The sequence below is a fragment of the Bifidobacterium sp. ESL1133 genome (assembly GCF_058107325.1).
The window spans coordinates 361605-377177 of sequence record NZ_JBYLUI010000001.1; the positions used below are offsets into that span (position 1 = coordinate 361605).

The window sequence follows — 15573 nt, forward strand, 5'->3', positions numbered from 1 at the left end:
CAGGCACGTATGAAACTCCCTGACAAATTGAGCAAGTACAGCCCTGATGCGCGTGATATCTGGTTCACCATTCCCAATCTCATCAGCGTGTTGCGTATCGTCTCGATTCCGTTCATTGCCTATCTGACATCCCAGCACAAGATGGTCGAGGCACTCATCGTGCTGGCCATTTCCGCAGCTTCTGACGGTCTTGACGGCATCATCGCCCGTTCGTTCAATCAAGTGAGCAAGATTGGACAGATTCTCGACCCCATCGCTGACCGTCTGCTCATTCTATGCAGCATTCTGGCCTTGGGCGTGGCGCACATCATCCCATGGTGGATGCTCATTGTGGTCGGGCTGCGCGATGTGACGCTGCTGGTGCTCATCGTAGTGCTTGCACAGCACGAGTACGGTCCGCTGCCGGTAAACTTCGTCGGCAAAGCGGGCACGGCTCTGTTGATGATTTCCATCGCTCTGCTTATCTTTGCGGACCTGTGGTTTTCCACGTTCACCAGCATCATTCACTTCATCGGGATAGCGTGTGGCATCTGGGGCGTGGTGCTTTACTGGATCGCCGGGTATATCTACATCCGCCAAGGTGTTTCGCTGATTAGAACAGACCGGAAGAACGGCTGGCACAGCGAATCATGAGGGCGTGTTGCTGGCGTAAGGGAAGAAAATACACATGCATTGGCGTGGCACTTGCTGATTAGGTATGCAGTCCGGGTAGAATAGAGTCATGGCACAATCGATTCCAAGCGCAGGCGAGACAACCATCATTGGCATGCCCGCTCTCAATATTCCCGTTACCGGCACGGCGGACCGGCCTCTGACCCAAGACGATCTGGATACCATGGCCCAGCTGAGTCCAGGTTCCGCCCTCTTGATTTCCACACGTGGCGCGGTATCCGGCTCACGCTACCTTCTCGATGAGGACAAGGTAAGTGTGGGGCGTGATCCGCATGCTGACATCTTGCTCGACGATTCCACCGTCTCTCGAGCGCATGCTACATTTGAGAGGGTCAACGGTCATTTCGAAATCGTGGATGCCGGCAGCCTTAACGGTACCTACGTGAACCGTCAGCGTGTGGACAGAGCGGTGCTGAACAACGGAGACGAGCTGATGATTGGCAAGTTCCGTTTGGTGTTCTTCACCAGGCCCACGAGCGTGGCATAGCTTGTACCTCAACCAGGGCAGACCATGACGACAGGCCATACACAGCATCACATGCAGGCGGTGCAGGGGGAGTTGTTCGCCGCGCTTGACGACGAACCGGTAACCAGGGGGTACCGTGGCCCGGTGGCATCGAAGGTGGCAGGCATCACCTACCGCCAGCTTGACTACTGGGCAAGCAAGCAGATATTGGAGCCTTCTATCACACCGTCTCATGGTTCGGGGTCTCGTAGACTGTACTCATTCCGGGATGTACTGATTCTGGCGGTTGCCAAGCGGCTGCTGGACACTGGTGTCAACTTGCAGAACGTGACCGCGGCTATCGGTTTCATGCGCTCGAAAACCACGGCGGAGCTCTCTCATCTCACTGTCATCTGCGACGGTGCAAGTGTCAAGGAATGCAAGAGCAGCAGTGAACTGTTGGACATTGTGCAACAAGGAACCGCTGTGTTCGCCGTCTCGGTTGAGGCGCTGTGGCGACAAGTTGATGAGGCGCTTGAGCAGGAGCCGTTCGTCGATCTGACCCAAGTGGCCTCTACGAAGAGCGCCGGGCGTCCGATCGATGATTTGGCGGCGGAACGCATGCGGCGCAAACTCGCGCTCCAGCATGAACAACGGCAGATGCAAGCCTAAGTGACGGCTGGTTTGTCGCAGTACGAAGATTGTATATATTACATATATTATGTCATATGTGGTATAAATATATTACAGTAGGGAAGTGGCTTCAATGATGGACGTTCTGCCTGGTGCGCTGTGGGCTGTTGCTCTGCTCTGGGGACTCGGAGTGTGTGCCATATGTGCTGTTAATGGCGAATTCACTGTTTCGAAGCGAAAGAGAGCGCACTGTGTGCAGCCGGTGGCCTGGTCGGTCATTGCCATGCAGGTCGTTTCTGCGGTTATGTGCGTAATGCCATACTTCGTGTATGTGTTTGTCAAAGATGCTTGTTCTGAACGCGGCAGAGCGATATATGGCACCGTCTGGCTGCCATCTGCACTCGTGCTTGCGCTGATGGTCGCGGCGCAGTTCGTATTGATGTACCTGCAAGCGAGCCGTGCGTATCGAGACACCATGGATGCGCGTCTTGGAGCAGTGCATCATCAAGAATAGGAGCAGATACGTAAGTGTACGTATCTGGGGAAGGTTGATTCTATATCCAATCTGACATAACGTACATTATCGGTAATAATAGACTTGCATTGCAGCACACTTTGTTACCGAGCAAAATACGTTTCGACTCGACCGGCCAGTTCGTCAACATTGTCTACAACATCAATGGCGCCATGCTCTTCGAGCTCACCGGGCTCCGCATAGCCCCAGCGGCACCCAATGCAGTCAATGCTAGATTCCTTGGACCCATCCACGTCGTCAGAACGATCTCCGACCATCAATGCGGCATCTTTGTTCTTATCAAATCCGATGGATTCACAGGCATAACGGACAACCTGAGCCTTCGTGGTGCGTGATGCATCTGTGCTGGCGCCAAATACGCCATCCAGGTACGCAGAGAGACCGAAATGCTCGCAAATGCTTGTTGCCTGAACTTCTGGCTTGCAGCTGGCCAAAGCCAGCACAAAACCATCGTTTTTGAGACGGTCGAGCTGTGTTTCAATACCGTCATAGACACTGTTATAGAACCGTCCTGGCACCTTACTGCCCGGGTGCAACGGGTCGTCAAACACGGCCTTGCTGGTGTAATAGCTGCGGTATGTTGTGACGAACTGGTCGATAAACCGTTCGGGTACATGGTTGCGGCGCAATGAAACCGGAATCGGAGGGCCGATAAATCTCAACAGTTCTGCGTCACTGGGCACCTCAAGTTCCAAATCATGATAAGCATGGACGATGCTACCGATAATTCCGGGATGTGAACGTGTCAGTGTGCCATCGAGGTCCAGCAAAACCACCTGACGATGCTTTGAATCCACTGTTGACTCCTTATGTCAGTTATTCGGTCCGAAACGAGTTCATTGCGCATCAGATACCAAACGGCGGCCTACCGAAGATATCGACAGGCCGCCATCTTATACTGTGCATTACTCGTAGTCTGGGAACCAGCCGTCGCGGTGCATCTCCAAACGCTTGTCAAGCAGTTCCTTGAGCTCTTCCTCGCTGCGCCGCTCGGTGAGCATGTCCCAGTGCGTGCGTGTGGGCTTATGAATCTCGTCTTCCTGCGACTCGTCACGATTCTCAAGCTTGGCGGTCTCGCCACAGCGGCATTCCCACTCATTGGGCGCTTCGGCACCTTCGGCAAACGGCAGAATGGTACGGTGACCCTTTGGGCAGACATACACAACGTCGTTGCGTTCTGCAAAATCGACATTATTGTCGGACTCCAAAGATTTCGCGCCAATACTCATGCCACGCAGACTGCGTTCTGCCATGTTTCCTCCTCTATGTTTCCTATTTCTAAGCTACAGAACCGTTCGGACGAGCGATATATTCCCGTGTGTGTTGTCTAAATCGTGTATGTTCTCATGCCCGGATAATTGCACTGTTTCGATTAATACCATCTTGGAGTGCATATATGTATATTCCTCTACATATTACGATGCATTAATCTACTCCTGAATATGCCACGATACCGCGGTTCACGAGCAGGCTGGCCTGGTGTGCGGTAGATGCCAAGTGGGGGCTTGAGCGTTCATAATAAGGCTTGGCTGCGGCAATCTGCTGCAAGAGATCGGACAGACGTTTGGCATTGCGGACAAAGTCTCCCCCAGTCAAATCTGTAGCATGCAATATATGGGCGAGATTGTCACCGTTCGCCCAGTCATACATCACATCCACTATTGAGAAATCCAACGATTCCATCTCGTCCAAATCTGCGTCTTCTCGCAACTCCTCCACGTCAAGGAAAATGTCACGCATGCGCCTGCACGCCCGGCGCACAGCTCCGTTCTCTCCTCCCGGATAGCGGCGGGGCTCTCCCCCGTCACCTCTCCTGGCTTGATATACCAAGGCTGAGAGCACTGCTGCCAAAGCGTCCGGTTCGAGTCTGTCAAGTGCGCCGTCACTGATGCCTTGTGCCAGCACCAAGTCATATTCGCTGTACAGATGACGCAGAAGCTGGCCGCGTTCAGTCAATTCAAGTTCGGCGGTATACGTTCCGGTTGTGTGCTGCTCACTATCCACATAGCCGAGCGCCTCAAGAATCTCACAGATCCGGTCGAACTGCCTTGCTACAGAGCCAGTTCGAGACTCGTAGCGGCGGCGAACCTTGTCCAGCTCCTGCGACTCTCGCAGCCATCGGTTGCCCCACTTCACGTGCTTGTTCATATCCGGGCACGAACGGCAAGGATGCTGCTGTTCGAGACGAGTCAGTTCATCAATCTGCCGGTCGAGATCGGCGAATGCCCGGGCACGTTCGGCCTCAGAACGGAAAACACGGTGCTTGAGCTGACGGCGTGCATCCTTCTGTAGGTCACTCAGGTGGCGGCGAATGGTCATGAACTGTGCAAAATCTCCGTGCGAACAGGCGAACGCACGCTCATAGCCGCGCAGCGCATCCTCCAGCGTGACCATACGTGATTCCAAGGTCTCCGCGGAATTATTGGCTTCAAACTGTGCGAACGAATGCGACAGGGTGGTGCGTGCGGTTGCATAATCGCTCGAATGCAGCAAATTAACTGCCATATTGAACGTAGGTTTGAAGCTTGAATGAAGCGGATACACGCGCTTGCTTGACAGGGATGCCAACGTGGAGGGAGTGAATCCCTGATGGTCGGCGACTATGGCATGGCCGATGTTGTCGATGCCCCGGCGCCCTGCCCTGCCGGTCAACTGGGTATACTCCCCTGCTGTGAGTGTGACATGATCGACACCGTTGAACTTCTCGAGCTTCTCCACCACCACGCTGCGAGCCGGCATATTCAGGCCCAAGGCCAGCGTCTCGGTGGCAAAGACCATCTTTACCAGTCCGGCTTCGAACAATCGTTCTACAATCTCTCTGAACAGGGATACCATACCCGCATGATGGGGCGCGAATCCTTCCTCCAAGGCAAATCGGAAATTCGAAAAATGCAGCGCTTTCAAGTCGTCGTGACTCAGCTGGCCGTCGACCATCTCGTCGACGATGCTGCGAATACGGCGTGCCTCATCCTCACTGGTCAGCTCCAACCCGGCATCAAGGCATTGCTGGACCGCTTGGTCGCAGCCGTTGCGGGAAAAAATAAAATAGATGCCAGGCAGCAATCCCAGATAGTTGAGTTCATCCACCACAGCCCAACGGCGCGGCGTGTGACGTCGAGGGGTGGGTCGATGGCCGCCATGCCGGCGTTTGCCTGGCAGTGGTCGTACCGATGTGTGACGTTCGGCTCGCCTATCAAGCTGATCGATGCGCTCCACCAAACGGGTATTGATCGCCGAGCCTGCCACACCATTGGAATCATGGCGATACAGGTCGATGAGTTCAGGCTCATGGTCGCTGTCCTGTTGCAGCAGCACATGCTGTTCCAACGGCACCGGGCGATGCTCGGAAACCACCAGTTTGGTATCGCCATGCACCGAAGCAATCCAACTCGAAAAGTCCTCGACATTGGAAACCGTGGCAGACAAGGCCACAATTCGTGCCGTGACAGGCAAATGGATGATGACCTCTTCCCATACCGGCCCGCGGAACCGGTCAGCCAAGTAGTGGACCTCATCCAAGATGACGTAACGCAGCCCCTCCAACGTGGAAGAGTGCTCGTACAGCATATTGCGCAGCACTTCCGTGGTCATCACCACAATGCTTGCCTCGGAGTTGATGGAGTTGTCCCCGGTGAGCAGCCCCACCTGATCGGCACCGTACAAGTCGACCAAATCATGGTACTTCTGGTTGCTCAGCGCCTTGATGGGCGTGGTATAGAACGCCTTGGCGTGATTTCGCTGAGCCAGGAACATGGCAAAGTCCGCCACTACGGTTTTGCCGGCACCGGTGGGAGCCGCCACCAGCACATTCTGTCCGGCTTCCAAAGCCTCATTGGCTTCACTCTGAAAGTCGTCGAGTTCGAACGACAATGTGTCGGCGAACGCTGAGGCCAGGGAGGCTTGACGCGCGCGCCGCTTGCGGAATGCGGCATACCGTTTGGCAGGAGAAAGTAACTCGTCTCCGTGTGTCGATGACATGAAAACCTGTTCGCTAGTGTTTCATCATAAATGGATTATCAGGCCTCAGACTGATTGGCGGTACCTGACTCACTGCCTGGCACGGGGCGTTCGTGCAGGTTCTGTTCGCGATTCCACTTGCCCCATAACCGAGCATGCTTATCGCGCTGACCGAGTTTGCGCTCCACCACCGCTGTGTGCTTGGCACTGTATCGTTGCGCAGTGACACCAATGGGTTCGGTGAAGGCTGGCTGTGTACGTGACGATTCCACTTGGGGAACGTCTGAGTACGCGCCAAGAATCTCCATCACATCGCCGCCCACAGCAGCAGCGCTTTTAGCGGCGCGCATAGCATGAGACACGGCGTAGGCCACAGCGAATCCGAACACCACCACAGCGAGTACCACGAGTATCAGCCAAATCCACCACTTCATGAGTACCTGCTTTCTATGCCGGCCGAGTGAGATATGGAATACCGTTCACTCAGCCGGTTCGTTGTCTCGGATGAAGTCTGGTTCAGTCGTCCTGACCGGACCGCACACCCTCCACTTGCTCGCTTTGCTCCACGCTCAGCTCACGTTTGGCTCGTGCCACAATCATGGTACGCAACGTTTGCGGGGCCACTGCAGTGAGGTGGCGTGCATGAGAGATGCAGAAGGCCACGAACCACGAGTCTGAAGAGACACGCAGATATACCTTCTCGCCGTTGCCACACGGCTCGACACGCGCTTCGGGCAATGCCTGCACGAATGCCAGCCCCGGCTCATCGGTGATAAACATCACGTCGGTACCGTTATCCACGCTCCAACGGCGCAACTCAGCAAGCGGCACATCGGGAATGTTCAACGCAGCAACTGGGGGTACCAGAGAAGCATCGCTGATACGAGACAAGCGCAGCACCTGCCAGATGCGCGGCTCACCGGTGGCTTTGTTGATGGTGGTGTCCTTGACCGCAAACTCCTTGACATCGTCTGGCGCCACCGCCTCGACGTCCGTCCACACGGCTGCGTAGTACACACCTTCGTCAACGAAAATCTTGGTAGGAGCCACCAGCTTGCGGCGGGTGCGCCCTGCACCATCCGTGTATTCCATGTCCAGCAGGCTGTTCATGTCGATGGCACGCTTGACGATGCTGAAGCTGCGGGGTTCCACCTCGTAACCGGTCAAACTCAGCCACGGGGTCTCCCCCGGCTTGACGTGCTGCTGCAAATCGTGATACAGCGATTCCGCTTGTACGCGCTGCTCGTACGGCAGCAGCGAGGAATGCGCCAGATAGCTCACCGAAGCGGTCAACATACTGAGATACTGCTGCGAAATACCGGCTAAGCGCTCAAGACCCAAAGAATTGGTGGCTGAAACGATGCCGTCCTCATCCAACAAAGACCAGTCGATGTCGAAGAACTGACTGCCTGCCATTTCCCCATCGTCCGAAACGGTGGTGAGGGTGTTGATGTCTTTACGAATCGTGGCCATCGACTTTTTTCGCTCGTCATCGGTCTTGGGCACGCCGATGAACCTTGCGGCGAGACCGTCGAGCGGGAATTCCTCGCCCAAATGTGCAGAGAGGAAGAGCATGAGACGCAAGCGTCGATCCACCTCACTGCCGGTTTGGAACGTGGAGCTGTGCTTGGCAGGAGTCTCCTCCTGCTCGCTGTCTTCAGCCTCTTTGGCATCCGCAACAGTCTCACTGATACTAGGCTTAAGCTTGTCGTCGTCCAGACCGTCGGCAAGCTTAAGCTCGGATGCGGCCTTGAACCGACGATCCACGGCATCGGCGGCTTCCTGCGGGGCAACCACTGTTGCGCCGGGGTGCTCCAACACATACATGGCCAAATCGTCGGAGTCGGTGTACGCCACGTTCAAATGCTCGCCGGAGACGTCAACCGTGGCTGCAAAGCGGCGAGAATCCACGACCTTCACCAAAGTGTCAGGAATCGGCTGTGTGCCCAAACCAGGCGCAATTGAGTCCAGTCCCAGCCCAGGAGTCGGCGGCTGTGGCACGCGCGGTGCTGTGCGCGAAGCATGCTCATCCTCCTGCTTGGTGGATGAATAGGAAATCGCCATGGATCGCGCCAGATAGTTGGCGGCAGCGAGCACAGGGAAATCTTCTTGCTTGAACCTGATCCTCACGCGTGGCTCATCGCCGAGCTGCAAACGGTAGGATGCGAAATCCTGTCCTTCGGACTTCGACGAATACTCTGGCTGGCGTGACTCGATGGCGATACCCATCGCGGCCAGCTTAGCCCGGTCGCGTTGGAATTGTTTCGCGAATGCTGCCTTTGCGGCTTGATCGACCAATTCGCCATACGAGTCGGCATAGGCCTTTACTCGCTGGGCAATCTGCCGAGAAGTCAACCATTGGGGAAATGCGGAGGAGAGCACTGCCAGTACGTCTAGCTCATGCTTACCCCATTTGTCGGAAAACCGCCGCCTCCCGTTGCTTCCTTCTGCCATTAGTCCTCACGTATCGTTAATGTCTCAATCAGTATGCGCGGTTGCACACACTTACCTATTCTATACTAGATGAATTTTGCTCGAAGCTGTATTATTTCGCATGTTCGGCGTTTCTTAACACATTTTACGCATGCATAACCAGCTTCAAACCATTGCTCATCACTTCCACATGTCGGGCTCAATGCCCTGCGGGCCAACGAACGCACCGTTCGGCACATAGCTTGGCTTGCCTTGATCGTCCAGTACTGCATCCCCGTAGAACGAGACATTCTGGCCAAAGGTCCAATCGCCACGAACTGTGACGGAGTTCGCAGCAGCCAGCGAGGGCACGGAATACGGGAAGCGTTCGTTGAAGTCGTCGATGTTCTTGTAGAAACGCGCATCCAAACTGACAGCCGGGAACCTGTAGTCGCCGTCCTCCATCTCATATGAGTCCGTGAGATGGAACCGATCAGAGCGCATGATGAACAAGTCATTCGTGGTTTTTACCGGCAGGAAGCGCATACGGTCCACCTGCACGCAGATGGCGCCGTCGAACAGACCCACGGCCGCACCCATAGCCGTTTCCAACTGCACCACCGGCGTGGTGGAAGGGTCGGTAGGGTCAACGGTCTTGTAATTGCGAATCACCGGCAACGGCAAAATGCCGCCATGCTCCTCGAGTTTGGCCTTGAGCGCATCAATACGCACCCAGATGCTGTTGGTGTTGAAATACGGATGTCGCATGATGTCTTGCGCTGCATCCTTATCGCCGTCTGCAACCTGTGTCATTTCTCGCAGCATCAAACGGCCCGTACGCTTGTTTCTCACAAAGTGTCCGCCCTTGCGGTCAGCTTCGGTACGGTTCGCCACTTCCACCATGAACGGCGTGCCCGTATTCTCGAAGTACTGCGCCAAAGTGCGTGAAGGGCGGGCGCCGAGATTGTCCGAGTTGGAAATGAACAGATAGCTGAACCCTTGCTCCTGAAGCTTGTCGAGCAGCCCTGACTCCCAAATCGTGGAGAACAGGTCACCATGTCCCGGTGGGCACCACTCGAGAGCCGGGTTGGCGGGGAACCGTACTGGCTTACCTGTAGCCAAATCGATTTTCGGCTCCTGATGCTGCATGATTTCCACAGGAATGTCATCCTGATGGAAATTGTGATTGCGCGCCAAAACCTGCTTGGTGTCCCCTGAAGTGCGGAACGAGTTCATAAACGTGAGAGGCAGCGGCACATCGAGTCGATCCCGAGCTGTGGTGATCTGTCCGAGGATGATGTCAATGAAACGCATACGGCGAGCCTTGTGCCGGCGCACCGGCAGCAGTGACTTGGCGGAGTCCAGGCCCATGGAGGTGCCTAAGCCGCCGTTGAGCTTGAGAAAAGCAGTCTTGGCGAAGGCATGCACCGCTTGGTCGTGGTCGATGGTGTCGTAGATGTCGTGGAAACTTGGCACGTCGGTGAGCGGTTCGATGTCGCTTTCGAGAATCCAGCTCGCAGCATCCTCGCTGGGGCTTTTGGGTTGGTTCTCTGTCGAAGAAGCCATGCATGCGGCCGGTTCAGTCGCTGCATCGTCCGTGGTACCGTCTGTGGTACTGCTCGCAGCACCACCCGAGATGTCGGTGGCTGCGTTTTGTGTTCCTTCGCCATCTTGTGTGCGGGTTTCGCTGCCAGCGTCATTACCGGTAGCGCTGAGACTCGTGTTTTCGGTGACGCCAGTACGGTTGGTCTCTTCCAACCAGTCACCGTACATGCTGTTGAACTGGGCGACCGCGATGTCGCTCATATCCTGCTCTCGCATCGTCTGCGCGCAGATATCGGAAGCGTCTTCCACGCCAAACTCCTTTTCCTTGCCGATTACGATAGTGTTCTAGTGTAACCGAAATTGCTGTGTGGTGTTGCAATAAACAATCATATCCCCGAACCTCACAGGGAAAATGTGCGAAACAAGGGCAGTTGTGGCGTGTCGTCTGGGCGGTACCTGAGTTCGGTCATCTACCTGCAGTGAGAGAGACTGCAACGGTGATGCATGTCGATATCAGTCTGGTGTGATGGTGTTCTGCTAAGGCATGTGCTTGATGGCACCGGTTTGTAGCGTTGAAGCTTGTTTGAGGGTACGTTTCGGCCGTTTATTGTGGGTTTGGTGACCGTTTTGTACTCGTTTGCGTTGGTTGTGTGGGGTTGGGATACGTTCGGCCGCAGAGCGCCCTCCATTGTGAACGTGATGCAGGTGCACGGCTTTATTCTTGCATAATATACACGGTGGTGACATAATTAACAACCTCGGCCGGCCATATATATGCTCTCATACGTGAAGTCGAGACTTACATACTGAACCTTCCGCGGAAATCGTCCGTGGCTGAACGTCGTAGGCACCGGAGTCACCACCATGCCAGTATAGGGCCAAACCGTTCTCTCCCCTACTGTGAGCCAGCATCGGTCGTATCGGATTCGTCAGTTGTGTCAGTCTCATCAACCGAATCTTCATTGAACTGCTTACGGCCGTAATACAGATCCTTGTCAAGCTCATGTTCACTGGCGGCCACGATGGTGGCCGTGTTCGCCGCGCCCGCCACATTGACGGCCGTGCGTCCCATATCCACTATCTGAGAGATGGGTTGAGCGACGGCGATGAACGAGACAGGCAGTCCTGCTGAGGCAAACAGCGCCGTTGCAGTGACGGTGGCAGTGCCGGGAACACCTACCGTGCCTATGGAAACCAGCAACGTCAGCCCTACAAGTACAGCATAGCTACCTACCGAATAGTCAAGTCCCTGCGCGTTGATGGCGAACACTGCAAGCACCATCGGCCACACACCAGCGCACCCGGGCATGCCGAGATTGGCGCCAAGGCTGGCAACGAACGAGGCAATGTCTTCGGGAACGCCGCTTTTGCGCAGTTGGCGCACCGTGACTGGAATGGTGCCGATGGACGATTCGGACGTGAACGCCACCACACCGGCCGGGGCAAACGCCTTGAAGAAATGAATCGGGTTGAGACGGGTGGTCGCCGCCAACACCAACGGCTGCCAGACGAACAGTTGTACGACAATCGCGAGGTAGGCCACCACCAGCACACCCACCAAAGGCAGCAAAGCATCCACCACGCTGTTGCTTACCGCTTTGGCGATGAGTGCCAGCGTGGCATAGGGCGTGAACCCCATGACTATCTGCGTGGCCTTGGATAGCACCGCGTCACCGGCGCTCACGAACGCCTTGAACGGAGCGACGGCACGGGCACCCTGATCGGTGCGTGAAATCTCATTGAACGCAATGGCGAGAAGCAGTGCGAACAGGACGACAGGCACCACTTGGTTCTGAGTCCAGTTGCCGACCAGATTCGAGGGGAACAAGGCGACGATGGTATCTACGATGCCGGGTACCTCATGTTGCTTTGCATGCTTGGGCGCTCCCCCGGTAAACCCTTTGCCCACGTGAAATGCGAGAGAAAACAGCAGCGCAGTCAGCGACGCGAGCAACGTGTTGAGCAGGAGGAAGAACACCGTTTTGGCGCCGATGTTGCGCAAACGTACAGACTCCCCTAGTTTGGTGATGCTAGAGATGACGCTGAACAGCAGCAACGGCACGACGATGGCCTTGATGGCGTTCGACCAGACCGCGCCGAATGCCGCGACAAACGTCACATGACCTTTGAATGCGATGCCGACCGCGACGCCGAGCACGGTGGCCACCATGATGCGGATGCTGAAATTGACGTGGCGGCTGCGGTTCAGCCACGCCAGAGCGGCGAACAACAGTACGACGACCGCGAGTGCGGCCCATTCCAAAACGGTATCTGACATCCCACTCCCCTTCTCTATACTCTTCTGTGATGAACGTCTGCGTGGTGCGACATCGTGCTGATTGTCGCGCTGGCGTTTCATCACACTGTAATGCACCGGAAGGGTGGAATATAGAGTTTTGGGCATATTGGGTATCGCCTAATGTTATGAGCCACTATCAGTGTGGTGCGGCGAGCGGTGTTCGGATGGTACGCGTTATTTGTGTGGCTGCTTGTTGTGGGTACAGTTCGCTCGGCAATCCGTCGGTTTTGACCGTAGTGTACGCATTGCTTGAGCAGCGTGAGGATATGGGTACAGTTCGGTCGGCGAACTGTGGGTTTTGATTGTGTGAGACGTACAGCTGCGGGTGTGGGTGGTTGGGTGCGGCGGTGTTGCTGCACCCAACCACCCTTTATGATTCCGTCATCGCCTTGGGTTGAGAGAGGTTGTGGCTGGTGACGGAAGTATGGATAGGTTATCGTGAGCGCATGGGCTGGTGTGGCTACGTTTCGGCCGATCTGTCACGAGTGTTTGACCGAAACGTACCCATATGTTCGGGTTGTGGATGTTGCGGGTACGTTTCGTTCGTTTATTCGTGGTTTGGTGATTGTTTTGTACGCGTTTGCTTGGGTTGTGTGGGAGTGTGGGTACGTTTCGATCATTTTGTTGCGGTATGGTGATCGAAACGTACCGATTTGCGGAGTTATAGGGTTGGGTTAGTTGGTGGTGATGTGATTCTGCCTCCTCTTCAACACCAAGGTGATGGTGATGAGCACCGCGGCGATGATGACACCGATGAACGCTAGTGTGGCTGCTGTGGTGGCTCCACCGGTGAATGGCAGCGAGGTGATCATGCGGTGGTAGGTGATGGTGATCTCTTTGGTGTCGTTGCCGCCGTCCACGAGCACGATGCCTATGCGGAGGTCGGTGTTGGTGTAGGTGGCAGTTGGCTGGTTGGTGTGGTAGCCGGGAATGGTGGGGTTGTCGATGGTGAAGTTGAGGTATCGTCTACTGCTGGTGAGGATGCCGTAGTCGACTTTCGGGTCGTTGCCTGGGTAGGCCCAGTCGGTGTTGGTGACGATAGCTCCGGTGTCTGGCCGTACTGTGTAGTCGTGGGTGATAGTGACGGTTTTGGTTTGGTCTGGGTGCAGGGTGTTGCCTTGGTCGTCCTTGTAGTGGACGATGAGGTTCGCGTTCCAGGATTCGTGTTTGGGTGTGGTGGATTTGCAGGTGATCCAGTAGTCGGTGTGGCCTGCCGGGTAGGTGGTGTTGGCAGGTAGGGTGCACGATGTGTCGTTACAGGTCAGGGGTGGTGTGCCCGAGTCAATGTAATAACCGTTGGGCACGTTCAACGCTTTGTTTGCGGTGGTGATGGCATCTCCTCGGTATCCGTTGAACACTTGCTGCAGGCTGGTGTCTTCGATTCCGTTTTTGGTGTAGTGGACGGTGAGTGATGCTGCTGGTTTGGTGTAGATGACAGTAGTAACGCCGTTGGTGGCCAATTGTAGGTCGGTGCCGTAGACGGGGGTGCCGGCGCTGTTGACGGGTTGGGGCATGGCGACGGTGCGGCTGGCCGGGTCCCAGCTGCCGTTGGATACGGATACGTCGTAGCCTGCAATGTTTGGCACGTAGACGCGGTTGTATGCTGGCATGCCTGCCGTACCGCCGCCGTTGTTGAGCCGATACTGGTTCAAGGATGTGGCAGCAGGACACTGGAAACTGACAATCGGAGCATCAACCACATAATGTGCAATACCAAAGCCTGCTTCACCGTCGTGGCATTTGCGCGGCGTTTTAGCGAATTGGTCTGCACAGTAACTGTTCTGAGTAACAAGACTGCTGGTACCCCCAGGATTAATAATTGTGCCTGCACCACGAGTTGACGGAGACTCGTCGTCAGCACTGGGTGTTGCAGCAAGAGCGAAGTCATCCGGGTCAAGTGATTGCTGGCCTCCTTGACAGTTGATTTCGTACCCGGTGCAGTGCGCAGTACCCCAACCGGGTACTTTTACGGTTCCGGTGTAGTAGACGCTGCCGTTGTAGGAGCATGTGTAGGTCTGGGTGGTGTTGACTTGAGTGTCGATGGTGGCGAACGAGACACTGGCGCTGGCGGTGTGCGCGTCGTAGGAGATGGTTTGTGACGAATCGGCTTGCGTTGCCCCGCCTGTGGAGTAACGGAACTGGATTGTATTAGTGGCGGTGGACGTGCAGTATGAACCCCAATTGACCACTTTCCCGTTGACGTAGCCTCCGAGTGAGCCGCCACTGCCGGGATTAGGCTTGAGACCTATGACCGGTTTGCTAGGTGTATTTGTATTGCCACCGCCAGTGGTCCAACCACCAAAGGTTGCAGTGACACCAGTGTCATCAACACAAGCGCCAGTTCCTCGCATCAGAGGATTGTTTGCATCATCGGATTGTGCGTCTACGTTGACTGCACCTGTATCTGCCAGCGGAGCGGTGCTGGCATCGAGCTTTGCTGCGCTGGAACCTAGAGATTCAGACTTGCTGGGGGGGGGGTAATATTCACGGCATTTTCATTGCTGGAGGCGGCGGTACCGGACTCGGCGTACGCCGTCATGCCGCCGAACAGAGAAGTCGCCGCCACCGCGACTGCAGCCATGGCGAAGAAGATACGGCGGTAAGCCGGGGCGGCTTGCTTGTGCTTAGCTTGGGTGAAGAGCGTCATCCGTTCTCCCTTTCAGTTCGTCAGTCTTAGCGGCACGACTTCCACCGCATGGCCTTCTGCTACGTGTGCACATGTATATATGTGACAATACCACAAATATACACAAACGTTATAATCAGTGTATCTTACTTATGTGACATAACTAACTGTTGCTATGCCTCATATGCGATACTCTCGCAAGCACCACCATCACGCTTGACATATATGCTGGGCTGAGGCTGAATCGTCTGGATGATGTCGAAGACGCTGTAGATGCGGCGAGGTCCGCTGCAATCGCGCCCAATCGCACGTATATTAAAACCGCCGGAATCCCTTACGTTGTAGAACGTTGAAATTCCGGCGGCTATCAGTCGGGCCGGCGGGATTTGAACCCGCGACCCCTTGACCCCCAGTCAAGTGCGCTACCAAGCTGCGCTACGGCCCGAACT

The 15573-nt window shown here is 55.5% G+C and carries 12 protein-coding genes, 1 tRNA gene and 2 pseudogenes; 4 read left to right on the forward strand and 11 right to left on the reverse strand.

Going from position 1 to position 15573, the window contains the following annotated elements; translation table 11 throughout:
- The first annotated feature begins 9 nt into the window (after positions 1-9).
- From AC3B5A_RS01440 to AC3B5A_RS01455, 4 genes are all read left to right on the forward strand, one after another.
- Complete coding sequence (locus tag AC3B5A_RS01440; RefSeq protein WP_489798242.1) at positions 10-633, forward strand: CDP-alcohol phosphatidyltransferase family protein; 624 nt, start codon at positions 10-12, stop codon at positions 631-633.
- An 88-nt stretch (positions 634-721) separates the two neighbouring features.
- Complete coding sequence (locus tag AC3B5A_RS01445) at positions 722-1159, forward strand: FHA domain-containing protein (protein WP_489798243.1); 438 nt, start codon at positions 722-724, stop codon at positions 1157-1159.
- Positions 1160-1183: 24 nt separating this feature from the next.
- On the forward strand, positions 1184-1789 hold the full coding sequence (locus tag AC3B5A_RS01450) for a MerR family transcriptional regulator (RefSeq protein ID WP_489798245.1): 606 nt from the start codon (positions 1184-1186) through the stop codon (positions 1787-1789).
- Between the two features lie 85 nt (positions 1790-1874).
- Entirely contained in the window at positions 1875-2264 is a 390-nt protein-coding gene (locus tag AC3B5A_RS01455) for a hypothetical protein (RefSeq protein WP_489798247.1), read from the forward strand.
- A gap of 104 nt (positions 2265-2368) precedes the next feature.
- Here the strand turns inward: AC3B5A_RS01455 and AC3B5A_RS01460 are convergent, their stop codons facing one another.
- The 11 genes and pseudogenes from AC3B5A_RS01460 to AC3B5A_RS01510 all read right to left on the reverse strand — a co-directional run bounded on the left by AC3B5A_RS01460 (position 2369) and on the right by AC3B5A_RS01510 (position 15569).
- Entirely contained in the window at positions 2369-3082 is a 714-nt protein-coding gene (locus AC3B5A_RS01460) for an HAD hydrolase-like protein (protein ID WP_489798248.1), read from the reverse strand.
- Positions 3083-3190: 108 nt separating this feature from the next.
- Positions 3191-3538 (reverse strand): RNA polymerase-binding protein RbpA, encoded by a 348-nt coding sequence (locus AC3B5A_RS01465; RefSeq protein WP_489798250.1) that lies wholly within the window; start codon positions 3536-3538, stop codon positions 3191-3193.
- Between the two features lie 172 nt (positions 3539-3710).
- A complete protein-coding gene (locus AC3B5A_RS01470) occupies positions 3711-6263 on the reverse strand; it encodes a DEAD/DEAH box helicase (protein WP_489798252.1) in 2553 nt (850 codons plus the stop codon).
- Positions 6264-6301: 38 nt separating this feature from the next.
- On the reverse strand, positions 6302-6676 hold the full coding sequence (locus AC3B5A_RS01475; protein ID WP_489798254.1) for a hypothetical protein: 375 nt from the start codon (positions 6674-6676) through the stop codon (positions 6302-6304).
- Between the two features lie 82 nt (positions 6677-6758).
- A pseudogene (locus AC3B5A_RS01480) lies at positions 6759-7862 on the reverse strand (helix-turn-helix transcriptional regulator); the annotation flags it as partial.
- A gap of 116 nt (positions 7863-7978) precedes the next feature.
- A pseudogene (locus tag AC3B5A_RS01485) lies at positions 7979-8696 on the reverse strand (helix-turn-helix transcriptional regulator); the annotation flags it as partial.
- A 159-nt stretch (positions 8697-8855) separates the two neighbouring features.
- Entirely contained in the window at positions 8856-10220 is a 1365-nt protein-coding gene (locus AC3B5A_RS01490) for a UTP--glucose-1-phosphate uridylyltransferase (protein ID WP_489798505.1), read from the reverse strand.
- A gap of 874 nt (positions 10221-11094) precedes the next feature.
- Positions 11095-12477, reverse strand: coding sequence for a dicarboxylate/amino acid:cation symporter (locus tag AC3B5A_RS01495; protein ID WP_489798256.1), 1383 nt, complete (start codon positions 12475-12477; stop codon positions 11095-11097).
- A 695-nt stretch (positions 12478-13172) separates the two neighbouring features.
- The gene (locus tag AC3B5A_RS01500) at positions 13173-14849 is read right to left on the reverse strand and encodes a mucin-binding protein (RefSeq protein WP_489798258.1); all 1677 of its coding nucleotides are present in this window, start codon (positions 14847-14849) and stop codon (positions 13173-13175) included.
- A gap of 98 nt (positions 14850-14947) precedes the next feature.
- Positions 14948-15145, reverse strand: a complete 198-nt coding sequence (locus AC3B5A_RS01505; RefSeq protein ID WP_489798259.1) for a hypothetical protein — start codon at positions 15143-15145, stop codon at positions 14948-14950.
- A gap of 350 nt (positions 15146-15495) precedes the next feature.
- Positions 15496-15569 (reverse strand) — tRNA-Pro (locus AC3B5A_RS01510).
- Positions 15570-15573: the final 4 nt, after the last annotated feature.